Raw genomic sequence first — 25330 nt, 5'->3', positions numbered from 1 at the left:
CAACGGAAAGTACCAAATCACAGCTTGCGCAGCTCGCGCATGCAATTGACATAGGCGCTTTCTATCTGCGCTTGCTGGCAGTGGCGGCCATTGCTGACGACTTGTTTTCCGCCGACATAGACGTCACGCACCAGCGTATCGTTACCGGCAAAGATCCAGGTATTCAGCACATCGCTGCTGGAAATTCCGGCCAGATTCGGATGCGCATCGTCGAGCACAATGAAGTCGGCACGGTAACCGGAAGCGAGTTTGCCCAGCCTGCGCCCGCTGGCTTGCGCGCCGCCCTGCAGCGCTGATTGCCACAGAAAATCACCGACCTTTTTTTGCTGCGCGTTGCTGGCAATATTGCGGCCTTGCAAACGCAGACGCTGGCCATATTCGAGCCAGCGCAATTCTTCGACCACGCTTTGCGAAACATGGCTGTCGCTGCCGATACCAAAACGTCCACCGGCGGCGATGTAATCCGGTAAATCGAAAAAGCCATCACCCAGATTCGCTTCGGTGCTCGGGCAAATACCGGCCACGGCGCCACTGGCGGCGATGCCGGCGACTTCAGTTGACGTCAGATGGGTTGCATGCACCAGACACCAGCGCTGATCGATGATACCGGTATCCAGCAGCAATTCGACCGGGCGCTTGCCAGTGGCAGCGAGGCAAGCCTCGACTTCTTTGATCTGCTCAGCGATATGGATATGCACTGGCCGTCCGTTAGGCATCGCCTGTTGCAGCTCGCGTATCTGGCCTATGCTGGCCGCGCGCAGTGAATGCGGCGCAACGCCAACTTCCACCTGATGGCTGCGGCTGGCTTCCAAATTTTGCACTAGCAGCAGTATGTCATCGACATTCGTTGCAAAGCGACGTTGATCATCACGCAGCGGCTTTGCATGGAAGTCAGCGTAGCTGTACAACACCGGCAGCATGGTCATGCCTATGCCGCTCTGGCTGGCAGCAGCGATCAGGCGTTGTGCCATTTCCGCCGGATTCGCATACATCTTGCCCGCTGGGTCACGGTGCAGATAATGGAATTCGCACACAGCGGTGTAACCGTGGCGCAGACATTCTGCGTACAGTTGTGCGGCAATCGCCTGTATCTGCTCTGGCGTGATGTGCAGCGCGTAGCGATACATGAGATCGCGCCAGGTCCAGAAACTGTCTTTGCTGTCACCAGCGATTTCCGTCATACCCGCCATCGCGCGCTGAAATGCGTGGGAATGCAGATTGCACATGCCCGGTAACACGTAAGTCGCCTGCGGTTCGCCGGGTCTGACGATGGCGTCATTTTCTATGCTTTGAATATCGCCTTGCGCATCCCACTGCAGGCGAATATTCTTTGTCCAGCCTTGCGGCAAAAACGCGTTGCGCGCAAACAGCGTCGTCATGCCGCCTCCGTTTCATTCGCCCAGTCTATGCACTGCTGCAGCAATTGCCGCAACAGACCCTGCACCTGCTGTGCCAGATCGGGGCGATACGCATACGGCGCGGCTTCGTTCATATATACGCGCTGACTCATTTCCAGTTGCACTGCGTGAATGTGCTGTGTCGGTTGTCCATACTGACGCGTGATATAACCGCCCTTAAATCGACCATTGAATACATGGCTATAGCGCTGCGCATCAGCGGAACATTGCAAGCAGGCCGCCAGTCGTTGCTGTAATGCAGAATCACAGGATTTCTGGTCAGCGGTACCAAAATTCAGATCAGGTAATCTGCCATCAAAAAAGCGCGGCACGACCGATGCAATGGAGTGCGCATCCCACAACACCACTCTGCGATGCTGACGCTGCAAACGCGCAAGTTCCACCTGCAATTGCTGGTGATATGGTTGCCAGTACGTTTGGATGCGTCGCTGAATTTCAGCGTCCGTCGGTAGCTGATCCGGCAGATACAAAGGCTGTTTGGCAAACGTATCGACGGGGCACAAGCCTGTCGTATCCTGTCCCGGATACAGGTTTGCATTATCCGGCGCACGATTCAGATCAATCACATAGCGCGAATGTTCCGCTATCAGCGTTGATGCGCCCAGCTCCTGCGCCATGTTGTACAGCAAAGCTAAATGCCAGTCGGTATCCGCTTTCTCTTGCGCCACTGGCAGCATCTGCGCGGCGACTTCGGTCGGTATCGTTGTTCCGACATGCGGCATGGAAATCAGTAAAGGCGCGCTGCCTGGTTGAAAATGGAATGTGGGATACATGGGACGCTTTCAAAAATGGCTAAGACGATAGAAATGACGTTAGCGATGATGACGGTTTAGTCGATATAGTTTGTTCAGATTCAGATACGGCTTTCGATACGCAGACGCTGACTGATCTTGGCCGCAGCCGCCTGCGTCAGCCGTATCAATTCATCGCTATGCGGCAGGGCGCGGCTGGCCGGTGCCATCAGTGACAGGGTCGCCTCGGCCTTCGCCGTGCCTGACATCACTGGCACGCTGACGCCCCAGACGCCAATATCGACTTCATCCTGACTGACCGCATATCCTTGCCGGGCGATCTTTTGCAGTTGTTGTTTCAGCTCAGCGACGCTTGCATCATCTAATTGCTGAGTCGCCAGTTGGGCATCCAACACGGCGGGCGGCAAGCTGGCCAATAAGGCTTTGGCCGATGCGCCGCGCGCCGTCGGCCCTGTGCTGCCACGCGTGAACGAACAGCGTAAAGCCTGCGGACTTTCCAGCATATCGAGACAAATTACCTGCCCATGCAAGTAAATTAATAAGCCTACGCTTTCGCCGGATCGCTCCAGCAATTGCTGCATTTCTTCGCGCGCTTGCTGCATCAGATGGGAATGATGATCGAAGCACCACGCAAGCTGCACCGCCATTGGCCCAGGCTCATATAATCCGCTCTGGGCTACCTGCCCGTTGTGCACATGTTCCTGCAGCAGTCCCCACTTTTTGAGCATGGCAATTTGCCGGTACAAGCTGCTCAGCGGTATTCCGGTTTGTGCCGTCAATTCTCTGGCGCTGAGTGCCTGCCCTGCGCGCGCGACGCAAGCCAGAACCTGCAACACCCGCTCACCGGATGGCACATCGAACCGGACATCATGTACAGGTGCAGAAGGAAATAAGTTGATCATCGCTGACATTTCAAAAGAAGCTATGCCATGCTAACAGCAGACTCCGGAATATCAAGCCTGCATTCTCATATTATGAGAATAGAACGGTGAGATTTTAATCAGAAAAGGATAAAGAGCGAATACTACTTAGCTTTGCGCCACGGGAACAAAAGGTGATAAAAAAGCGCCACGGCGGGCGCTTCATCAGATCATAAACTGTTCAAAATGTGAATGAAGATCAGCTTTTGCTATAGGCCGTATTCTGGCAATTGCGGGTTTCCTGTGCAGGGAATTGTGCCTTGATCGCATCAAACTTCGTCTTTTCATCCCCATTCAGCGCCCGTAGCTGATAGGCAAATTTAGAGGTGGTCACGGTACGCGGCATGATGCGGGCGGTGCGTACCCCTTTATTATTCAGATTGGCCAGATGCAATTTCGCCGCTTCTTCAGTCTTGAAAATACCGAGTGAAATTCCCCAATGTAAGGTGCCTTGTTCCTGTATCACGAAGAAATCAGTAATGCCGATACGGCGCAATTCACCTACTTTCTTATCCGCGCCATCTTTGCTGCCCTGAGACGGGATGTACACCATATGGGTGCCGATATCGCTGACATTCAGCCTTGACTGTCTATCGCCCAAAGCCAGCGTCTTTAACTTCTCTTCTATCTTCGGCGCCTCGGCCTGAGGGAAATTCCCGATTTCCAGACAAGCGATGATTTCAGCTTTTTTTTCCGGCACAGGCTCTGCTGCGGTCATTGCTGCGCTGGCGGAAATCTGTACCAGTTCATCGACATGATGCTGTTTTTTCAGGCGTTCCGGCTCATGCGTCTCCAATGACCAATGTCCCAGCCAGCCAAGATTGAACGCCAGCGCAAATGCGTTCAAGACCAATAAACTCCAGAAAAAAAATCGCAGCATGATGATAAGTAGGTGAATTCAGCTCGGGCTTGATTGTGCCACGACATACAGTCCAGTCAAGACAAGATTGGCGATATGCTGGCAATCAAAATCCAGATGGGGCAACAGATAAGGCGCGGCACCGCCGGAGATCAGACACGTTACTGCCGTTTTCTGTTCCGCGGCAAAGGCTTGATAAGCCAGTGTGATCGCGCCAGTCTGCGCATGTATACAACCGCTGACGATCGCCTGATCAGTGTTATCCGCAAATGGTTGATTGACCCTGATGCTTTCAGCGACCTGAGGCAATTGCGCGGTATTACGGGCCAGCGATTCCGCCATTAATTTCAACCCAGGCAAAATCATGCCACCGGTGAACACACCGTCTGCACTGACCGCATCGACCGTCGTTGCAGTTCCGCAGGTTGCCACAATCAGATTCTGTTGCGGATACAGATAATGTGCCGCAATCGCAGAGACAAAACGATCACAACCCAGTTGCTGCGGATGACGATAATGGTTTTTCAGACCGGCCAACTCCGCTTGCGACGCCAGCCAATATGGTTGCAGCGCGGGGAAAATACGCACCAGTATATCGTTGAGCTGCGCTTTCACAACCTCACCCGCGACATTCGACACCAACACTCTGGTGACCGGATATGGATGCCAGCGCTCCGCCAGGGTGGCAATATCCGTATGGGCAACAGAATCCATTGCCAGCCAGTCTGGTAACGCGTTAGTCAACGCTGTCGCTAACTGGGGGATGCCCCATTTGATGCGGGTATTACCGGCATCAATCAGTAATAGCATGTCTATTCTTCTTTCATTGTTTGTGCAATCGCAGGGGGTATCTCAAACAGTATCGACTGGTCTCAACGAGACATCACCCGCCAGTACGGGTATTTGCCCATTGGCAGTTTGCAGCAGCAGACGACCGCTGACATCAACCCCGGTGGCGATACCACGCTGCAGTATCTGGCCGTGGTCAATGATCTGCACTTCCTGATTCGCGTAGGCATGCAGCGCATTCCAACGCGCCTGAAACGCAGAAAAACCGTGCTGGTCAAACTGCTCGAAAGCCTTTGCGAGGGCGTTCAGCAAATGTGCAAGCAAAGCATTTCTATCCATCCGTGCCAGCCACGGCGCATCTGCAACTGCACGTCCCAGGCTGGCTTCAAATGCCTCGGGCAACTGCAGATTCAGACCGATGCCAGCCACAATCCAGGTGCCGCCATTTTTTTGGGCGGCACTTTCGATCAGTATACCTGCCAGCTTTTTTCCGTCGCGTAAAATATCATTCGGCCACTTCAGTTGCACTGGTAAATCGAGTGCCTGTAATACGTCTGCAATAGCAACGCCAACCGCCAACGGCAATCCCATCAGTGCGTGTGTCTCCCGGCTCAATGGCCAGGCAAGCGAAAACATCAGCATGCCACCCGGCACCGATTGCCAGCTGCGACCTGCGCGCCCGCGGCCGGCAGTCTGATGCAAGGCAACGCGCAACAGGGGCTTATTCAATTCGCCCAATCGGGACAGCAGATCAGCATTCGTCGAGCCGGTTTCCGCGACAACTTCAACATCCGCCAACATGCCGAACGCATCACACAACACGAGAATCTTCTCCGCAGCGATATTGAGCTGAATATCATCATTACGGCTACTTGCAGGCGTTGTGGTAAGGCATTGATCTGGCATGAGTCTGTATTCGTCGTGAAAATTTAAATTTATGAACCTTGCTTCAAACGTCAGCCTCTGGTGCAGCACGGTTAGGGGTAACCGCAACTGACAACACTGCGAGGGGCTACGCTGAATCTCATTCTCTTAGGACTGACGTAAAGTTGACCCGGCAAGGCTAAAAAGCTTTTTTCTGCTTTGGGAAACATCGCTGGTAAGCGATGTCTGTTTCGCCAGCAGGCAACATGTTGCCTGAAACCCTGGCTACACCATGGCGACGAATACAGTACGAGTAGTACGGCTAAGAGCCATAACGCCGCTGGGGCAGTTTTGCGACAGTGCTATCTCTATAAAAAAACGGCACCGGAGACTGAGCTTCGGTGCCGTTTTTATTCTTTCAGCTACGCTTACGCGTCGCCTTCATGCACATCAGTTGTTGCTTCTGGAGCAGGAGCGAAGACTGCTTTTTCTGCTTCAAGTAACGCGTGACGTTCATCCGCTTCCCAGGTTTCTTTCAACTTGCGGGCGCGGTGGAATGCCAGACCGGTACCGGCAGGAATCAGGCGACCCACGATGACGTTTTCTTTCAGGCCGCGCAGGGTATCTTTCTTGCCCATGATCGCTGCTTCTGTCAGAACGCGGGTTGTTTCCTGGAAGGACGCTGCCGAGATGAAGGAATCAGTCGACAGAGACGCTTTGGTAATACCCAACAAGATATTTTCATACGTTGCAGGAATACCGCCAGCAGCGACCACGCGATCGTTTTCACCCAACAGGTCAGAGCGTTCAACTTGTTCACCGACGATGTAGTTCGCATCACCTGGATTCACCACAACCACACGACGCAACATCTGACGCACGATCACTTCAATGTGCTTGTCATTGATCTTAACGCCTTGTAAGCGGTACACGTCCTGCACTTCGTCAACGATGTAACGTGCCAACGCTTCGATACCCAGCAAACGCAGGATGTCTTGTGGATCGGCCGGGCCGTCAACAATCATCTCACCTTTGTTCACAACCTGACCGTCATGCACCAGAACTTGTTTGTCTTTGGTAATCAGGAATTCGTGTTTCTCACCATCCATGTCGGTGATTTCCAGACGTTGCTTACCTTTGGTTTCTTTACCAAAGGCAACCGTACCAGTTACTTCCGCCAACATACCTGCATCTTTTGGTGAACGCGCTTCGAACAACTCAGCAACGCGTGGCAGACCACCGGTAATATCACGGGTTTTTTGTGATTCAGTCGGGATACGCGCCAGAACCTCACCAACGTGTACTTGCTGACCGTCTTTCACCGTAATCAGCGCACCAACCTGGAAGCCAATCGTCACTGCGTGCTCAGTGCCAGAGATCTTGACCTCTTCACCTTGCTCGTTCAACAGCTTCACTTGCGGACGCAAAGACTTACCAGCAGCGCTACCACGGCGTTTCGCATCGATCGCTACCAGAGTGGACAAGCCAGTCACTTCATCGACCTGTTTCGCAACAGTCACGCCTTCTTCGACGTTTTCAAACTTCACAGTACCGGTGTATTCGGTAATGATAGGACGTGTCAGCGGATCCCATGTTGCCAGTGCTGTACCTGCCTTGATCACCATGCCGTCTTTCACGATCAGCGTGGCACCGTAAGGTACTTTATGACGTTCGCGTTCACGGCCGTGATCGTCCGTGATCAACACTTCACCAGAACGGGAAATCACGATCTGATCGCCTTTACCGTTCGTCACATAACGCATCGTTGCTGTGAAACGAATCGTACCGTTAGATTTTGCCTCAACGGAAGATGCCACTGCTGCACGGGACGCCGCACCACCAATGTGGAACGTACGCATCGTCAACTGTGTACCTGGCTCACCGATGGACTGCGCAGCGATAACACCGACTGCTTCACCAGCATTCACCATCATACCGCGACCCAGATCACGTCCGTAACACATTGCGCACAGACCGTAACGAGTGTCACAAGTCAGTGGCGTACGTACTTTCACTTCATCAATGCCCAGTGCTTCGATACGTTCAACCGCAACTTCATCCAGCAAAGTACCTGCTTCGTACAGTGTTTCCTGTGTTTCAGGATTCACGATGTCGTTAGCAGAAACACGGCCCAGGATCAGGTCGCGCAGAGGCACGTTAACTTCACCACCTTCGACCAGCGCTTTCATGGAAGAACCATTGCTTGTACCGCAATCGTCCTCAACCACGACCAGATCCTGCGTCACGTCAACCAGACGACGTGTCAGGTAACCGGAGTTCGCTGTCTTCAATGCGGTATCGGCCAGACCTTTACGCGCACCGTGCGTAGAAATAAAGTACTGGAGAACGTTCAGACCTTCGCGGAAGTTCGCGGTGATCGGCGTTTCAATAATCGAACCATCTGGCTTTGCCATCAGACCACGCATACCGGCCAACTGACGAATCTGCGCTGCAGAACCACGCGCACCAGAGTCGGCCATCATGTAAATCGCGTTAAACGATTCTTGTGTACCAACTGTGCCGTCGCGGCGTGTGACTGGTTCAACTTTCAGTTGTTCCATCATCGCCTTGCCGACTTCATCACCGGTTTTGCCCCAGATATCGACCACTTTGTTGTAACGCTCACCAGCCGTCACCAGACCGGATGCATATTGCTGCTCGATCTGTTTAACTTCGTGCTCAGCCGCTGCCAGCAAAGTCACTTTTTGTGGCGGTACCAACATGTCATCGATACAGATAGAGATACCGGCGCGTGTCGCGAGGCGGAAACCCATTTGCATCAGTTGATCGGCAAACACAACGGTAGCGCGCAGGCCGCATTTACGGAACGACGTATCGATCAGTTTGGAAATTTCTTTTTTCTTCAACGCGCGGTTCAGCACGGTGAATGGCAAGCCCTTAGGCAGAATTTCTGACAAAATCGCACGGCCAACTGTAGTCTCGTAACGTTTGATCGTTTTAACGAATTCACCAGTTGCCGGGTCTTTAGGATATTCCGTAATACGGACAGTCACGCGTGTTGCCAGCTCGACTTCCTTATTGTCCCAGGCGCGGATCGCTTCTGAAACATCAGGGAACATCATGCCTTCGCCCTTGCCGTTGATGGCTTCGCGAGACGCGTAGTACAGACCCAACACGATATCCTGAGAAGGCACGATAGACGGTTCGCCATTCGATGGGAACAGAATATTGTTAGACGCCAGCATCAATGTGCGGGCTTCCATCTGCGCTTCGATAGACAAAGGTACGTGAACCGCCATCTGGTCACCGTCGAAGTCGGCATTGAAAGCCGCGCAGACGAGTGGATGCAACTGGATCGCTTTACCTTCGATCAGGACTGGTTCAAACGCCTGAATACCAAGACGATGCAGCGTAGGCGCACGGTTCAGCATAATCGGATGTTCGCGGATCACTTCTTCCAGAATATCCCAGACGACTGGCTCTTGAATCTCAACCAGTTTTTTCGCTGCCTTGATCGTTGTTGCCAGACCCATCAATTCCAGTTTATTGAAAATGAAAGGTTTGAAGAGTTCCAAGGCCATCAATTTTGGCAAACCGCATTGATGCAATTTCAGTTGCGGACCAACCACGATAACGGAACGACCAGAGTAATCGACGCGCTTACCCAGCAAGTTCTGACGGAAACGACCGCCTTTACCTTTGATCATCTCAGCCAGAGATTTCAATGGACGCTTGTTCGCACCAGTCATTGCTTTACCGCGACGACCATTGTCTAACAATGAATCGACTGCTTCTTGCAACATACGCTTTTCATTACGCGTAATGATTTCCGGAGCGCGCAATTCCATCAGGCGCTTCAAACGGTTATTACGGTTAATGACGCGGCGATACAAGTCATTCAGATCGGAAGTCGCAAAACGACCACCGTCCAGCGGCACCAATGGGCGCAGCTCTGGCGGCAACACTGGCAACACTTCCATGATCATCCAGTCTGGTTTGATACCGGAGCGTTGGAACGCTTCGAGTACTTTCAGACGTTTTGCATATTTCTTGATCTTGGCTTCAGATTTGGATTCTTTGAGTTCAACACGCAAAGTTTCTGCATCACGATCGATATCAATCGAACGCAGCAATTCACGGATACCTTCTGCGCCCATGAATGCGGTGAATTCGTCGCCGTATTCTTCGTATTTAGCAGCGTAGTCGTCTTCCGACATGATCTGGCATTTTTTCAGCGGCGTCATGCCAGGATCGGTCACAACGTATGCTTCAAAATACAAAACGCGTTCGATATCGCGCAATGTCATGTCGAGCACCATACCCAGACGGGATGGCAGGGATTTCAGGAACCAGATATGTGCTGTTGGCGATGCCAGCTCAATGTGCCCCATGCGTTCACGACGCACTTTCGCCAGTGTGACTTCAACGCCGCACTTTTCACAAATCACGCCACGGTGTTTCAGACGTTTGTATTTACCGCACAGGCATTCGTAATCTTTGATAGGGCCAAAAATTTTGGCGCAGAACAAACCGTCGCGCTCAGGCTTGAAAGTACGATAGTTGATGGTTTCCGGCTTTTTAACTTCGCCGTAGGACCAGGAACGAATTTTTTCAGGAGACGCCAGACCAATTTTGATCGCGTCGAATTGTTCGTTAGGTTGGACTTGCTTGAATAGATCGAGCAGGGCTTTCATGTATATCACTCCAGTGAAGCGCGCAATTTACTTTGAAATTCACGCTTGGTGGCTGAATGGTGCTGCAACAGAAGGTCTTTCGCCTTACCCTGTTCGCATCAGCGGGAGAGCCAGGTCTGTCGACACTGGTTCCGCTCATACCGGGAACGAACTCGCTTCCAAACTGCTGGCTAGCTGAATGACCAACGCCCGAAACTCGTTCGGGCGATGGTTTTACTACTTAATTACAATTAATCGCGTTCGAGATCGATATCGATACCCAGAGAGCGGATCTCTTTGACCAGAACGTTGAACGATTCCGGCATACCAGCGTCGATCACGTGGTCGCCCTTAACGAGATTTTCGTACACTTTGGTACGGCCATTCACGTCATCGGACTTGACGGTCAACATCTCTTGCAAGACATAAGACGCGCCGTATGCTTCGAGAGCCCAAACCTCCATCTCACCGAAACGCTGACCACCGAACTGTGCTTTACCGCCCAATGGCTGTTGAGTCACCAGAGAGTAAGGACCAGTCGAACGGGCATGCATTTTATCATCAACCAGATGATGCAGTTTCAACATATGCATGTAACCCAGTGTGACTTTACGTTCAAACGCTTCACCGGTACGGCCATCGTACAAAGTAACCTGATTCTTCGATGGTGTCATACCGAGATGCTGCGCGATATGGTCAGGGAAGGCCAGATCCAGCATGCGACGAATTTCTTCTTCATCCGCACCGTCAAACACTGGCGTTGCAAACGGCACACCGTTTTTCAAGTTATTCGTCAATTCCAGAATTTCTGTATCGGTGAAGCTGTCCAGATCTTCTGTTTTGCCGGATTCGTTGTAAATCTTTTTCAAGAATTCACGCAGCTCTTCGACCTTGGCTTTTGCCTTCAGCATTTCGCCGATACGCAAGCCCAGACCTTTTGCGGCCCAACCCAGATGTACTTCCAGAACCTGACCCACGTTCATACGTGAAGGAACACCCAATGGGTTCAATACGATGTCTGCAGGAGTACCATCGGCCATGTATGGCATATCTTCGATAGGCACGATACGGGAAACCACACCCTTATTACCGTGACGACCCGCCATTTTGTCACCTGGTTGCAGACGACGTTTAACAGCCAGATAGACCTTAACCATTTTTTGTACGCCTGGCGGCAACTCATCGCCTTGCGTCAATTTGGTACGTTTTTCTTCGAAAGCCAGATCAAACTGGTGACGTTTCTCAGCGATAGAATCTTTGATCGCGACCAGAGCATTCGCTGCTTCGTCCGATGCCAGACGAATATCGAACCAGTGGTACTTGTCGATACTTGCCAGATATTCTTTGCTCAGTTTCGTGCCTTTCGCCAGTTTGGCTGGGCCACCATCGGCAATCTTACCGTCAAGCATACGTTCCAGACGTTCAAACGCATCGCCTTCAACAATACGCAACTGATCGTTCAGATCGAGGCGATAACGCTTCAATTCATCATCGATAATTTGCTGTGCACGTTTGTCGCGTTGGATGCCTTCGCGAGTGAACACTTGCACGTCGATGACTGTACCTACCATGCCTGAAGGCACGCGCAGGGACGTATCTTTGACGTCAGACGCTTTCTCACCGAAAATCGCGCGCAACAGTTTTTCTTCCGGTGTCAGCTGAGTTTCACCTTTTGGCGTCACTTTACCGACCAGAGTATCACCAGCTGTTACCTCAGCGCCGATATAGACGATACCGGACTCATCCAGACGAGCCAGTTGGTTTTCTGCCAGATTCGAGATATCACGTGTGATTTCTTCGGCACCCAACTTAGTATCACGGGCAACAACAGACAACTCTTCGATATGAATCGATGTATAGCGGTCATCAGCGACCACTTTTTCAGAGATCAGGATCGAATCTTCGAAGTTATAACCGTTCCATGGCATGAACGCGACCAGCATGTTCTGACCAAGAGCCAGCTCACCCATATCTGTCGATGCGCCGTCAGCCAGTACGTCGCCTTTAGCAACCACATCACCGACTTTAACGATCGGACGTTGGTTGATATTTGTATTTTGGTTAGAACGTGTGTATTTGATGAGGTTGTAAATATCCACACCGACTTCACCAGCCTGCGCTTCAGCATCATTCACACGAATAACGATACGGCCCGCATCGATGTAATCAACTTTACCGCCACGCAATGCCTGTACTGTTGTACCGGAGTCAACTGCAACAGTACGTTCAATACCTGTACCGACAAATGCTTTTTCCGGACGCAAGCAAGGAACTGCCTGACGTTGCATGTTGGCACCCATCAACGCACGGTTCGCATCATCGTGTTCGAGGAACGGAATCAGCGATGCCGCAACAGAAACGACCTGACCAGTTGCCACGTCCATGTACTGAATACGTTCTGGGGATACCAGTATCGTTTCGCCAGCTTCACGCGCGGACACCAGTTCATCAATCAGTTTGCCTTCGCCATCGATCGTCGCATTCGCCTGAGCGATGATGTAACGACCCTCTTCAATCGCAGACAGGTAGTCGATCTGATTGGTGATTTTGCTGTCAACAACTTTACGGTATGGCGTTTCCAGGAAACCGTATTCGTTCAGACGTGCATACAACGCCAGCGAGTTGATCAGACCAATGTTTGGTCCCTCAGGAGTTTCAATCGGGCAAACACGACCATAGTGAGTTGGATGAACGTCGCGGACTTCAAAGCCGGCGCGTTCACGTGTCAAACCACCAGGTCCCAGAGCGGAAATACGACGCTTATGCGTGATCTCGGACAATGGGTTAGTCTGATCCATAAACTGAGACAATTGTGAAGAACCGAAGAACTCACGGATCGCTGCAGAGATAGGTTTGGAGTTGATCAGGTCATGCGGCATCAGGTTGTCAGCTTCAGCCTGACCCAGACGCTCTTTCACAGCACGCTCTACACGTACCAGACCAGCGCGGAACTGATTCTCAGCCAATTCACCGACGCAACGTACACGACGATTACCCAAGTGATCGATATCATCGACTTCACCGCGGCCATTGCGCAGTTCTACCAGAATCTTGATTACGGCCAATACATCTTCGTTCGACAGTGTCATCGCGCCTGTCAGTTCATCACGACCGATACGGCGGTTGAACTTCATGCGACCGACAGCTGACAGATCGTAACGGTCTTCGCTATAGAACAAACCATTGAACAATGCTTCAACGGAATCTTCTGTTGGAGGTTCGCCAGGACGCATCATGCGATAAATCGCAACACGGGCAGCCATCTGATCCGAAGTGTCGTCAGTACGCAAGGTCTGAGAAATATAAGCACCCTGATCCAGATCGTTTGTGTACAGAGTCTGAATATCAGCCACACGTGCATCGCGCAAACGCGCCAGCAATTCCTCTGTCAACTCATCATTGGCATTTGCAATCACTTCGCCAGTATCAGCGTCGATAATATTTTTTGCCAACACGCGGCCAAGCAGATAATCTTCAGGTACGGAAATATGCTTGATTCCACCCGCCTCGATTTCACGTACATGCTTAGCATTGATACGCTTATCCTTAGCAACAATCACTTTGCCAGATTTGTCAGCGATGTCGAAACGCGCAACTTCACCGCGCAAACGCTCAGCGACAAATTCCATTTCTGCGCCATCTGCATGCAGGTTGAAATTATCGAAAACAAAGAAGTTTGCCAGGATCTGTTCGTTGCTCATGCCGATAGCACGCAACAAGATCGTTACTGGCATCTTACGGCGGCGGTCAATACGGAAGAACAGGATATCTTTCGGGTCAAACTCGAAATCCAGCCATGAACCACGGTAAGGAATGATCCTTGCCGAGAACAACAATTTACCGGAAGAATGCGTTTTGCCGCGATCATGTTCAAAGAACACACCTGGCGAGCGATGCAACTGGGAAACAATCACACGCTCGGTACCGTTAACAACAAAAGAACCCGTCGTCGTCATCAAAGGCAATTCGCCCATGTAGACTTCCTGCTCTTTCATTTCTTTAACGACAGGCTTAGTCGGCGATTCTTTATCCAGAATCACCAGACGTACTTTTGCACGCAATGGTGAAGCATAGGTAAGTCCACGCAATTGACATTCCTTGACGTCAAAAGCAGGATCACCTAAAACATAGGACAAGAATTCGAGACGAGCGAATCCATTGTGTGAAACGATAGGGAAAATCGAAGTGAAGGCTGACTGCAAGCCCTCATTTTTGCGGTTTGCCGCTGTTCTGTCTTCTTGCAAAAAGCTTTGGTACGACTCGATTTGAGTCGCCAATAAGAACGGAACGTTGTGGACGTTGGCGCGCTTCGCAAAAGATTTACGAATACGCTTCTTCTCAGTAAATGAGTAGTGCATGGACACTCCGTGAGTGACAAGGAAGGATGGAGAATTCAGGATTCCTGTCACAAAATTAATTCAACTCTGCGACAAAAAACCTCAAGTCTCAGCCCTCGGTCTTAATAAACAGCTAAACAACCCTGAACGACAAAGAAGCCAAAGAGGAACCCTCTCTTTCGAGAGGATTCCTGCCTTTGACTTCGGCAAATCCGCAGATTTGCCTTAATACTGTATTACTTAACGTCGACTTTAGCGCCAGCTTCTTCAAGCTTTTTCTTAGCGGCTTCAGCGTCAGCTTTAGCAACACCTTCTTTAACTGCTTTAGGTGCGCCATCAACCAGATCTTTAGCTTCTTTCAAGCCCAGACCTGTGATTTCACGAACTGCTTTAATGACGCCAACTTTGTTCGCGCCAACTTCAGCCAGAATTACGTTGAATTCTGTTTGTTCTTCAGCAGCTGCAGCAGCACCGCCGCCAGCAGCAGGACCAGCTGCAACTGCAGCAGCGGACACACCAAATTTTTCTTCGAAAGCTTTAACCAGATCGTTCAGGTCCATTACGGACATCGCGCCTACGGCTTCCAGGATATCGTCTTTGCTAATTGCCATTTGAAACTCCAATTAATTAATTACATTGATACGGTATTTGACGGAAACGTCACTACATTACGCAGCTTCTGTTTCTTTCTTTGCTGCCACGGCGGCCAGAGCACGTGCGAAAGCAGATACAGGAGCCTGCATCATACCTACGACTTGCGCCAACAATACTTCGCGGCTTGGGATGCTTGCCAATGCAACAACGCCAGCTTTATCCAGCGATTTGCCTGCATAGTTACCCGCTTTGATAACCAGTTTGTCATTGCTTTTTGCAAAGTCTTGAACGACTTTAGCAGCAGCAACAGCATCTTCCGAGATCGCATAGATCAACGGACCGGTCATTTCAGAAGCGAGGCTGGCAAATGCAGTTCCCTCAACAGCGCGACGTGCGAGTGTGTTTTTCAACACGCGCATGTATACGCCTTGAGCACGTGCGTTAGCACGTAATTGCGTCAAATGACCGACCTGGATGCCACGATATTCAGCCACGACGATAGTCTGAGCAGTTGCTACTTTTGCAGAGACTTCAGCGACGACGGCTTTTTTGTCATTCAGATTGAGACTCACGGTCAACCTCCATTAATGATATTCAGTCTGCACATCAGGATGATGCACTTCCCTCACATCGTTTCGAACACGGCGTCCGAAGTTAGGAGTTTCACTGGGGGACCAGTAATCACTACAAAACTTGTTCGGGTACACCATCTGCGTTGGGTTCTGCAAATTGCTCTACAGATGTTTAACTTGAAACAAAGTAACAAGCCCAACGGTCTTTGACACTCTGAATATCCTGATTGCTCAAGATATCCAGCCCAAAGATACGCCTCATGCAATACAGCATGAGGACTTAATTTTTTACTTAACCGAGATTAGCGTGATCAACGCGTACGCCGGCACCCATCGTAGATGAGATAGAAATCTTACGCAGGTAAACACCTTTGCTTGTCGCTGGTTTAGCTTTGTTCAGTGCATCGATCAATGCAACCAGATTCGACTTCAAATCACCATCAGCAAAAGACTTACGACCGATAGTAGTGTGAATAATACCTGCTTTGTCTGTACGGTATTGTACTTGACCTGCTTTTGCATTTTTAACTGCAGTAGCAACGTCAGGAGTCACAGTACCAACTTTCGGATTTGGCATCAGGCCACGTGGGCCCAGAACCTGACCTAAAGTACCAACGATACGCATAGTATCTGGAGATGCGATCACAACGTCAAATGGCATATCGCCAGCTTTAACGCGTTCTGCCAAATCTTCCATACCAACGATATCTGCACCTGCTGCTTTAGCTTCTTCAGCTTTTGCGCCTTGAGCGAATACTGCTACACGTACTGTTTTACCTGTACCAGCTGGCAAGACAACTGCGCCACGAACAACTTGGTCAGATTTCTTAGGATCAACACCGAGTTGAACAGAAACGTCGATAGATTCGTTGAATTTCGCAGTAGCACATTCTTTGATCAACGCGATAGCATTGTCAAACGGGTACACTTTCAGACGATCTACTTTAGTTGCGAGCAACTTTGCTTTTTTAGATAACTTAGCCATTACAGACCCTCCACCGTGATGCCCATAGAGCGAGCGGAACCAGCGATAGTACGCACTGCTGCGTCCATATCAGCTGCTGTCAGATCTGCGCGCTTAGTAGTCGCGATCTCTTCAGCTTGCTTACGTGTGATGCTGCCAACTTTATCAGTGTGAGGTTTAGCTGAACCTTTAGTGATACCTGCAGCTTTTTTGATCATGTAAGTTGCTGGTGGAGTCTTCATCACGAAAGTGAAAGACTTATCCGCAAATGCAGTAATCACGACAGGAATCGGCATACCTGGTTCAACACCTTGAGTCTGTGCATTAAATGCTTTACAGAATTCCATGATGTTCAAACCACGTTGACCCAGAGCTGGACCGATTGGTGGGGATGGATTTGCTTTACCAGCTGGCACTTGCAGCTTGATAAAACCAATAATTTTCTTTGCCATGTTGGCTCCTTCATTAATTGAGTGTTAGCGCCTGACAAGGCTATTAACTAAGTCAGGCTCCTCTGCTTACTTCTCAGTTTCAAAAATTGCTTTTTTCGTACTGATCAACGATTGCTACTCTCAGACTTTTTCAACCTGAGCAAATTCCAACTCAACTGGTGTAGCGCGACCAAAAATCGTCACTGTTACACGCACTTTGGATTTCTCGTAATTAACTTCTTCAACGTTTCCGTTGAAATCAGTGAACGGGCCTTCCTTAATACGTACAACTTCACCAACTTCATACAATACTTTTGGCCTTGGCTTCTCAACGCCATCCTGCATTTGCTGCAGAATTTTATCTACTTCATGCTGAGGAATCGGCGCAGGCTTATTCGACTTACCACCAATAAAGCCAGTCACTTTGCTGGTATTTTTTACCAGATGCCATGTATCGTCCGTCATATCCATTTCAACGAATACATAGCTTGGGAATAAACGGCGCTCAGTCACTACTTTACGACCATTGCGAACTTCAATCACTTCCTCTGTTGGCACAAGAATACGACCGAACAGATCTTGCATTTCAGCGCGCTCAATACGCTCCACCAGAGCACGGTGCACACTTTTTTCCATGCCTGAGTAGGCGTGAACGGCATACCATCTTTTAGCGCTTTTAGGCACAGACACCTCAGGCGCTGTACCTTGCTCGTTTTCCTGAATGTTATCGCTCATTATTTTTTCCATCCAAGAATTACGTCATACAACAAAAACTCGAGAAACTTATCCGTCCCCCAGAGAAAGATCGCCATGACCAATACAAAACCAAACACCACTGCCGTAATCTGACCGGCTTCTTTGCGCGTAGGCCAGACAACCTTTTTTGTTTCACGAACAGATTCTTTAGCGAAATCAAAAAAATTACGACCAACTTCGGAAATTGCAAGCAGTCCGACAGCAACAACCAGGCCCGCCAGAAGAGCAACAACCCGAACCCAAGTCGACTGACCAGCGAGAATGTAAAAAGCAGCAATTCCAGAAACGACTGCAGCACCAGCCAGAATGACTTTATATTTGTCATTGGAGGTACTTACTGTTTGTACGGAATGATTAGACATACTTTTGATTTACTTTCGGTGCCCTGCGGCCTTGACGGTGGCAGGGGCGGTAGGAATCGAACCTACAACCTTCGGTTTTGGAGACCGACGCTCTGCCAATTGAGCTACACCCCTACATCTTAGAACCACTTGATAAGTACTGCGACCTTGGCAAGCCGCAATACTTATTTCGAATGAACTTTAAAAATTACTCGATAATTTTAGCAACAACACCCGCACCAACAGTACGACCACCTTCACGGATAGCGAAGCGGAGACCTTCTTCCATCGCGATCGGGTTGATCAGTTTGACTGTGATAGAGACGTTATCACCTGGCATCACCATTTCTTTGTCTGCTGGCAACTCGATCGAACCGGTGACGTCCGTTGTACGGAAGTAGAACTGTGGACGGTAGTTGTTGAAGAATGGTGTATGACGACCGCCTTCATCTTTCGACAAAACGTAGATCTCGCCTGTGAAGTGGCTGTGTGGCTTGATTGAACCTGGTTTTGCCAACACTTGACCACGTTGGATGTCTTCGCGTTTTGTACCGCGCAGCAGAACACCGACGTTGTCACCAGCTTGACCTTGATCCAGCAATTTGCGGAACATTTCAACGCCAGTACATGTTGTCTTAACTGTGTCTTTGATACCGACGATTTCGATCTCTTCGCCAACTTTGATGATACCGCGTTCGATACGACCAGTCACCACTGTACCGCGACCAGAGATGGAGAATACGTCTTCTACTGGCAACAGGAAGGCGCCGTCAACAGCGCGCTCTGGTGTTGGGATGTAGGTGTCGAGTGCATCAGCCAGTTTCAGGATTGCTTCTTCGCCCAATGGACCTTTGTCGCCTTCGAGCGCCAGTTTTGCGGAACCTTGGATGATAGGCAGATCGTCGCCTGGGAATTCATATTTGGACAGTAATTCACGTACTTCCATTTCAACGAGTTCCAGCAATTCAGCGTCATCAACCATGTCGCATTTGTTCAGGAAAACGATGATGTATGGAACGCCAACCTGGCGAGCCAACAGGATGTGCTCACGTGTTTGTGGCATTGGGCCGTCTGCTGCGGAGCAAACCAGAATCGCGCCGTCCATCTGAGCCGCACCAGTGATCATGTTTTTAACATAGTCAGCATGGCCTGGGCAGTCAACGTGAGCGTAGTGGCGTGTTGCTGTTTCGTATTCAACGTGGGCAGTATTAATTGTAATACCGCGTGCTTTTTCTTCTGGTGCTGCGTCGATTTCGTCGTATTTCTTCGCTTCGCCACCGAATTTTGCAGACAATACTGTTGCAATCGCTGCTGTCAATGTTGTTTTACCGTGATCAACGTGACCAATTGTACCTACGTTGACGTGCGGCTTGGTGCGTTCGAACTTACCTTTTGCCATTTTGGACTCCTAACGATTTTATGAGATACTCAGGCACGCGCCCGACGACTTCAGACTTGAAACACCAGCTTACATGGTGCCCTTGACGTGGATTGAACACGTGGCCTCTCCCTTACCAAGGGAGTGCTCTACCACTGAGCTACAAGGGCAGCTTAGTCTGCACAAAGCCATGCAAAATAACTGGAGCGGGTGAAGGGAATCGAACCCTCGTCATAAGCTTGGAAGGCTTCAGCTCTACCATTGAGCTACACCCGCAGGGGCTACCACTTCAGCCGCAATACAAATTCTTTCCTATGGTGGAGGGGGCTGGATTCGAACCAGCGTACTCAGAGAGAACAGATTTACAGTCTGTCGCCTTTAACCACTCGGCCACCCCTCCATAGGGAACTCAGAACTATAGAGATCCGAAGCACTGATGTCAAGAGCTATTTAAAAAAATTGTCGAAAAGAGTCAATTTCGTGCATGCGACAACTGGAAGGAATCAACGCCGTCAAATTTTTCGAAGTCCTGAGATAAAACACTGATTGGCAGCGCAAGCTTTTTATCCATTGCGACGGCAACAAAACGCCACTCCAGAGCACCATTACTCTGTGCAATCGCCAACGTACCACTGGCCATTTCATAACCGCGTCTCAAAGCCATTTCGCCCATTGTTTTCTCATCCGGCAAAAATCCCTTTTTAAAACGTATCGTGATCACAATTGCCGCTTGTGAAGGTAACCAGGACTCAAGGCGATGCACCCATACCATGCAGGCAGCCGACAAAAGTGCCAACAGAATTGCCGCGGCATAAAAGCCTACTCCGACCAAAACACCGATCGCAGATGACGCCCACACCGAAGCAGCCGTCGTCAAACCGCTGATCGTGAATCCTTCCTTCATGATCACACCGGCACCGAGAAAACCAATACCGGTAACGATTCCCTGAATAATTCTGGTCGGATCAAGCGCCACCGGCGCTATCGCCCGACCGCCGTACCAGAAGTCAGGGTAACCGGCAATCACGACCAACGCTGCAGAAGCCATACATACCAGCCCGTAGGTCCGCATGCCTGCGGCACGTCCGTGATAAGAGCGCTCGTAGCCGACAACAAAGCCCAGCAACATTGCGCCAGCCAAATTTAAGAATATGATGATGTTGGCGTTCAGTTCGGCGGCCGACCAGAAACTCATGAAATGACTCAGGTAACTTCCCATAACGCCCCATAAATGATGTAAATCGTTTTTTAGTTTATCAACTATCAGTCTGTGGCGGAAAGCAATTTACGCTACCTGCGTAAGATATCCGGGTAAAAATCAGTTCCCGTTTTTTAAACCTATCATCCGCAAGCGACTATGCAGTATAATCCGCGCTCACATTCATTGGGGAGTAGCCTGCTTCAGCCTTGCTGAAGAAATCGCATCAACATACTTGACTCAACAGTCATGGTGCGGTTGATCCTGTGATCTGCGCGGGATTTGGCAAGACCTTTGATAGTTGCACTTCTGTTACCGGAGATCGGGCGGAGTGTTGCTGTCATTGGTTATCAGCGCCCGATCTCAATAAAAATCATGGAAGCTTTCCTCGTCTCTGCTCTGGCCGTCACCGTTGGCGAAATTGGTGACAAAACGCAATTGCTCGCCTTATTACTGGCAGCGCGCTATAAAAAACCAATCCCTATCATTCTCGGCATATTGATTGCTACCTTAGCCAATCATGCTCTGGCCGGATTACTCGGCCAATGGGTTGCCACTAATATTCCCTCCACGTTGTTGCGCTGGGCGCTAGGATTATCGTTTCTGGCCATTGCAGCCTGGACACTGAAACCTGATGAAATGGAAGATGAAGGCCTGAGTGAAGGAAAATACGGCGTCTTCGCGCTGACCTGCATCACTTTCTTTATTGCCGAAATCGGCGATAAAACACAGCTGGCAACGGTCGCACTGGCAGCAAAATACTCGAATCTCTACCTGGTTATCGCAGGTACAACGCTGGGTATGTTGATTGCTGATATTCCTGCAGTCTTTTTAGGAAAAATCGCAGCGCCGAATTTTCCATTCAAAATAGTCCGCTGGATTGCTGCTGGCGTATTCGCTATTCTTGGTGTCTTGGTGCTGATGGGTATCGGCGATCGTTTTTTATAAAGAGAAAGAAATGCTGACGATTTATCATAATCCGCGTTGCTCCAAATCACGTGAAGCACTGGCGATACTCGAATCTGCCTGCGCTGAACACGCGCAGGAATTAAAGGTCATCGACTACCAGAAAACACCGCTGTCGGTCGGACAATTAACGACGCTGCTGGAGCAACTGGGCGGCGATGTACAACAAATGTTGCGTACTAACGAAGCGGAATATGCCGAGAAAAATTTGGCGGAAGCCGACGTTTCCCGCGCGCTTCAGGCCATCGCAGATTGTCCCAAATTACTGCAACGTCCTATCGCTACATTCAATGGAAGAGCGGTCATAGGACGTCCGCCGGAACAAGTGCTGCACCTATTTAAGAAAGTTTCATCACATGAGTGAATTTAAACTTGCCGCTGGCAGTATCGTCAAATTCGGTTGCACAACAACCCAGCTTTATCCGATTTTAAGAAATGGTATCGCGATGAGTAGTGTGCGCCAGGGTTTGCAAGATGCCGCTGGCGCATCAATACCAGGAATCATAATAGGCGAGTTGATGGCCTACTTCGCTGCGTGTGCAGATTTCTGCAATAACACCGGCGCGGTCCATCACGCACATCAGGACATCATGGCAGCTTTCGTGCAAGCGCTGCAGAATCATCGCGGCGAAAAACCGCAAATGCCGGAGCTGGAAAGCATTGCCAGTGAAACCGGCTTACCGGTCGTACTGGAAATCGTGCTCGGGGAAGATTGTGTCGTGCAGGCAGACACGCATTTCGTCAGTGAAGGTGAAGCCGAGAAAAGCTGGAAACTCTGGCGCAGTGGTTCTTTGCAAAGAGAATGCGGAATTCCGGCGAGTTGGATCAAACAATTCTATTTCCCGCGCCTGCTCGATTACCGCGATATCAGCGTTGCCCGAAATCCACGCAGTCTGGAACAAACCACCGATACAGCATTGATGGTCGGTGGTCTGATGCAATCGTGGCACAAAGACACACCGGCAGATTTACTGAATGCCTTCAATAAGCAATACGGTCGCATCAATTTTTCTCAGCGCAGTCAATTTGACGAAACATCGCTGGAGCGCTTCTTCAATCTAAATGCCATGCTGGACCCGGCAACCCGCTTGTTAAATCAGATGACCATCTGGCAAGACATTGATTCTCTCGCCAAGAAACAAGGTATTGAGCTGAACTAAAGCAAATCAGTTGGACGGGCTGCGTTTGACGAAAAACAGCGCAGCCCCAATCGCCATCAGTATCCCGCCGAAGAAGCGATTCTGGCTTTTTAACCAGCGTGGATCACTGAAATATCTCTGCATGGTCGAGGCGGCATACGCATAGCTATGCATCACGATCAGATCGACGCCGCACATAGTCGCCCCGAGTATGCAAAGCTGCGGCAACAACGGCGCATCATGCGAAATAAATTGTGGTAACACCGCCACCATAAAAATGATGCCTTTAGGATTCGTCGTATTTGTAAAAAATCCGATCAGGAAACGTCGGCGCGCAGTGGGCAACTGTGTCAGCGTGACTTTTTTTTCTTCTTCCTTCACAACTTCTACCCGCGCACGCCATTGATTAAATCCGAGATAAATCAAATACAGCGCACCAACGATTTTAACGATATTAAACGCGAATTCTGACGCTAACAGAATCGAACCCACCCCTGCCCCGGCAATCGCCAGAATCAACAACAAGCCAGCCTGCAAGCCCAGTATCGTTGTACTGGCTTTTTTGACGCCGTAATTCAGCCCATGCGACATCGATAACACTGCACCAGAACCAGGGGAAATAGCGATTACACAAGCGGCAATCAGAAAGGCAAACCAGGTAGAAAAAGTCATAATCATCAATAGCGACGAGCGCTGAAATTAAACTGCAAAAAAAACACAAAAACTATTGTAGCCGCTGCCGCAATCAATCGCAGATCGTAGAATAAAAAATCAGCCTCGCATCATCGCCGCGAGTAACTGACTTTTCAAGGTCTTTATCAAAGCGGTTTCATCCGGCGGCACGCCTTCATCTGCGGTGGTCGCGCGATCCGCATAAAACAAGCCTAGAGGCTTCTTTTGTATGACCAGCGGCAAAATAATGAAACTGCGGGCGTCCGGTAATAATTCCTGATGCCAGGCTGGCAATAAACTGCGGATTTTTGGCACCATCGCATCCGAAATCATCACGTCAGCATTATTGCTTAAGGCCAGCGCAAATAAATCAGACTCGGATTTGCCGCCGAAGAAAAAGCTCTTTTGCCGTTCTGCATAATGTTCACCAACCGCCAGGCGCGCGACATAACGCCCGCTGCTGATATCGCGCAGGCAGACTGTGGCAAAACGAAATCCCATGCTGGTGTACAAGGTTTCGAGCACCAGCAAGATCAAATCATTCAATTTATAGTCATCGGAGGTCAGCATCTGCGTCACATCCTGCACGCCGGTCAGCAACAGATCACGCGCGTTGTGCGGTTTTCCGCTGGGGTAACGAATCGCTTCCTGCGCGGGAGTGACTTCGGCGGTCTTCAGCAAAAACTCACTGGGAACACCCAGCGCCTTCAATAATTCCGGTGCTTCTGCATTCGCCTCTGGCAAGGCAATATCCATGCTCTTTGCCATCTGGCGGGTCTCAGCTTCGACTTTGAGCAACAAATCGTCCAGCATCGCCTGATCCAGCTCCAGCACTTTACCGAAGCGCTTCAGCAATTTTTCATAACGGGCTGATTTATCGCCGACACCCGAAATCAGAATACCGGCCAGCGCATCGCTGAAGCTTGCCACTTGTTTCAGCCATTCATTACGTTGCGTGCTCTTGCGCAGCTCGCCAGAAGGCAATGGCGCCATCGCCTGAATAATTGCGTCCGGGATTTTCCAGCCTTGCAACGCCAGCTCGCCAAAACGCTCGAAGCTACAGCCGAGCAACAAGACCGATGCCGCATCTTCACTGGTTTCTCCGGTGGCAGCGACATTCTGGATACGAGAAAATAATCCGTGGTCAAACGAGGCAATCAGAACCTTGCCGACATTCTTGAACAAGGAAGCAACCGCCGCTTCTTCGCCATCCTGAAAACGTCCACGCTGTGCAATTTCGCGGCCGATAATGCTGGCGCACAAAGAATGAATCAGCTCTTTACGTACACTGATCGCCTGCGCCTGATCTTTGAAAAAATCGACCAGCAGCATCGCCAGCGCGCTGGTTTTAACGGTATTGAATCCGAGCAGAAATATCGAGCGTGAAATGGTCGTCACCGCAGCGCCAGCCGCAGTCCGGTATTGCACCGTATTTGCCAACCGCAAGATTTTTTGCGTCAGACCGACATCCGACAAGACAAAATGCGCGAGACGTGACACCGAATCTTCGCCGGACGAAGTAATTTCAACGACTTTAGCGATCGCGACACCTAGTGTCGGTAAATCGTTTTCGTCTCGGATTTTTTTTAATAAGCGTTCGCGATGCGACTCGAGGGGAATCTGAGAAAAACCTGTTGTTGGATAAGTTGCCATAGTTCCTGCGTGTGCAGCCAATGAATTCGACAAGATACTGTGCGACTCCTGCCTGCTGTTCGATCAATCGCCGATACGGCTGGCAGATATGGC

The 25330-nt window shown here is 50.2% G+C and carries 21 protein-coding genes, 4 tRNA genes and 1 riboswitch; of the genes, 3 read left to right on the top strand and 22 right to left on the bottom strand.

Annotated elements, in window-relative coordinates:
- Positions 1-17: 17 nt before the first annotated feature.
- From H8K29_RS02320 to H8K29_RS02225, 20 genes are all read right to left on the bottom strand, one after another.
- Entirely contained in the window at positions 18-1379 is a 1362-nt protein-coding gene (locus tag H8K29_RS02320) for a formimidoylglutamate deiminase (RefSeq protein ID WP_186896246.1), read from the bottom strand.
- Positions 1376-2191: an N-formylglutamate deformylase gene (gene hutG / locus H8K29_RS02315; RefSeq protein ID WP_186896245.1), complete on the bottom strand. Its 816-nt coding sequence runs from the start codon at positions 2189-2191 to the stop codon at positions 1376-1378. Before hutG ends, H8K29_RS02320 begins: the two co-directional genes overlap by 4 nt.
- Before the next feature lie 80 nt (positions 2192-2271).
- Complete coding sequence (locus H8K29_RS02310; RefSeq protein WP_186896244.1) at positions 2272-3072, bottom strand: IclR family transcriptional regulator; 801 nt, start codon at positions 3070-3072, stop codon at positions 2272-2274.
- A gap of 217 nt (positions 3073-3289) precedes the next feature.
- On the bottom strand, positions 3290-3937 hold the full coding sequence (locus H8K29_RS02305; RefSeq protein ID WP_186896243.1) for an SPOR domain-containing protein: 648 nt from the start codon (positions 3935-3937) through the stop codon (positions 3290-3292).
- Positions 3938-3988: 51 nt separating this feature from the next.
- A complete protein-coding gene (locus tag H8K29_RS02300; RefSeq protein WP_186896242.1) occupies positions 3989-4759 on the bottom strand; it encodes a type III pantothenate kinase in 771 nt (256 codons plus the stop codon).
- Between the two features lie 42 nt (positions 4760-4801).
- Positions 4802-5644: a biotin--[acetyl-CoA-carboxylase] ligase gene (locus H8K29_RS02295; RefSeq protein ID WP_255423223.1), complete on the bottom strand. Its 843-nt coding sequence runs from the start codon at positions 5642-5644 to the stop codon at positions 4802-4804.
- Between the two features lie 386 nt (positions 5645-6030).
- Positions 6031-10257 carry a DNA-directed RNA polymerase subunit beta' gene (gene rpoC, locus H8K29_RS02290; protein ID WP_186896241.1) on the bottom strand — a complete coding sequence of 1409 codons (4227 nt, stop codon included), beginning with the start codon at positions 10255-10257 and terminating at the stop codon, positions 6031-6033.
- 230 nt (positions 10258-10487) lie between these two features.
- Positions 10488-14594, bottom strand: a complete 4107-nt coding sequence (gene rpoB, locus H8K29_RS02285) for a DNA-directed RNA polymerase subunit beta (protein WP_186896240.1) — start codon at positions 14592-14594, stop codon at positions 10488-10490.
- 215 nt (positions 14595-14809) lie between these two features.
- Positions 14810-15184: a 50S ribosomal protein L7/L12 gene (gene rplL / locus H8K29_RS02280; protein WP_186886085.1), complete on the bottom strand. Its 375-nt coding sequence runs from the start codon at positions 15182-15184 to the stop codon at positions 14810-14812.
- 57 nt (positions 15185-15241) lie between these two features.
- Entirely contained in the window at positions 15242-15739 is a 498-nt protein-coding gene (gene rplJ, locus H8K29_RS02275) for a 50S ribosomal protein L10 (protein WP_186886084.1), read from the bottom strand.
- A gap of 292 nt (positions 15740-16031) precedes the next feature.
- The gene (gene rplA / locus H8K29_RS02270; RefSeq protein WP_186886083.1) at positions 16032-16724 is read right to left on the bottom strand and encodes a 50S ribosomal protein L1; all 693 of its coding nucleotides are present in this window, start codon (positions 16722-16724) and stop codon (positions 16032-16034) included.
- A complete protein-coding gene (rplK, locus tag H8K29_RS02265) occupies positions 16724-17155 on the bottom strand; it encodes a 50S ribosomal protein L11 (protein WP_186886082.1) in 432 nt (143 codons plus the stop codon). Before rplK ends, rplA begins: the two co-directional genes overlap by 1 nt.
- Before the next feature lie 120 nt (positions 17156-17275).
- The gene (gene nusG / locus H8K29_RS02260; RefSeq protein ID WP_186886081.1) at positions 17276-17869 is read right to left on the bottom strand and encodes a transcription termination/antitermination protein NusG; all 594 of its coding nucleotides are present in this window, start codon (positions 17867-17869) and stop codon (positions 17276-17278) included.
- Positions 17869-18252, bottom strand: coding sequence for a preprotein translocase subunit SecE (secE, locus tag H8K29_RS02255; RefSeq protein ID WP_186886080.1), 384 nt, complete (start codon positions 18250-18252; stop codon positions 17869-17871). The genes nusG and secE overlap by 1 nt, the downstream gene beginning before the upstream one ends.
- Positions 18253-18290: 38 nt before the next feature.
- Positions 18291-18366, bottom strand: a tRNA-Trp gene (locus H8K29_RS02250).
- Positions 18367-18439: 73 nt separating this feature from the next.
- On the bottom strand, positions 18440-19630 hold the full coding sequence (tuf, locus tag H8K29_RS02245; RefSeq protein WP_186896239.1) for an elongation factor Tu: 1191 nt from the start codon (positions 19628-19630) through the stop codon (positions 18440-18442).
- A gap of 74 nt (positions 19631-19704) precedes the next feature.
- Positions 19705-19779: transfer RNA gene (locus tag H8K29_RS02240), tRNA-Thr, on the bottom strand.
- A 32-nt stretch (positions 19780-19811) separates the two neighbouring features.
- A tRNA-Gly gene (locus tag H8K29_RS02235) sits at positions 19812-19885 on the bottom strand.
- Positions 19886-19924: 39 nt separating this feature from the next.
- A tRNA-Tyr gene (locus H8K29_RS02230) sits at positions 19925-20009 on the bottom strand.
- 72 nt (positions 20010-20081) lie between these two features.
- Entirely contained in the window at positions 20082-20804 is a 723-nt protein-coding gene (locus H8K29_RS02225) for an MgtC/SapB family protein (protein WP_223826793.1), read from the bottom strand.
- A 179-nt stretch (positions 20805-20983) separates the two neighbouring features.
- Positions 20984-21090, top strand: a riboswitch (yybP-ykoY riboswitch).
- Between the two features lie 92 nt (positions 21091-21182).
- On the opposite strand from H8K29_RS02225, the gene H8K29_RS02220 reads away from it, so the two are divergent.
- From H8K29_RS02220 to H8K29_RS02210, 3 genes are read left to right on the top strand one after another with little or no spacing between them, the layout of a single operon-like run.
- Complete coding sequence (locus H8K29_RS02220; RefSeq protein ID WP_186884179.1) at positions 21183-21755, top strand: TMEM165/GDT1 family protein; 573 nt, start codon at positions 21183-21185, stop codon at positions 21753-21755.
- A 10-nt stretch (positions 21756-21765) separates the two neighbouring features.
- Positions 21766-22137 (top strand): arsenate reductase family protein, encoded by a 372-nt coding sequence (locus H8K29_RS02215; protein WP_186896238.1) that lies wholly within the window; start codon positions 21766-21768, stop codon positions 22135-22137.
- Positions 22130-22933: a hypothetical protein gene (locus H8K29_RS02210; RefSeq protein ID WP_186896237.1), complete on the top strand. Its 804-nt coding sequence runs from the start codon at positions 22130-22132 to the stop codon at positions 22931-22933. The genes H8K29_RS02215 and H8K29_RS02210 overlap by 8 nt, the downstream gene beginning before the upstream one ends.
- 6 nt (positions 22934-22939) lie before the next feature.
- Here H8K29_RS02210 and H8K29_RS02205 read toward each other — a convergent pair whose 3' ends face one another.
- Entirely contained in the window at positions 22940-23584 is a 645-nt protein-coding gene (locus H8K29_RS02205) for a LysE family transporter (protein WP_186896236.1), read from the bottom strand.
- Between the two features lie 99 nt (positions 23585-23683).
- Positions 23684-25237 carry an HDOD domain-containing protein gene (locus H8K29_RS02200; RefSeq protein WP_186896235.1) on the bottom strand — a complete coding sequence of 518 codons (1554 nt, stop codon included), beginning with the start codon at positions 25235-25237 and terminating at the stop codon, positions 23684-23686.
- Between the last annotated feature and the right edge of the window lie 93 nt (positions 25238-25330).

Origin of the sequence: Undibacterium sp. CY21W, from assembly GCF_014284265.1 — a bacterium.
Lineage (GTDB): Bacteria > Pseudomonadota > Gammaproteobacteria > Burkholderiales > Burkholderiaceae_D > Undibacterium > Undibacterium aquatile.
The sequence above is the reverse complement of the archived record's forward strand: the minus strand, read 5'-3'. Positions and strand labels throughout refer to the sequence as shown.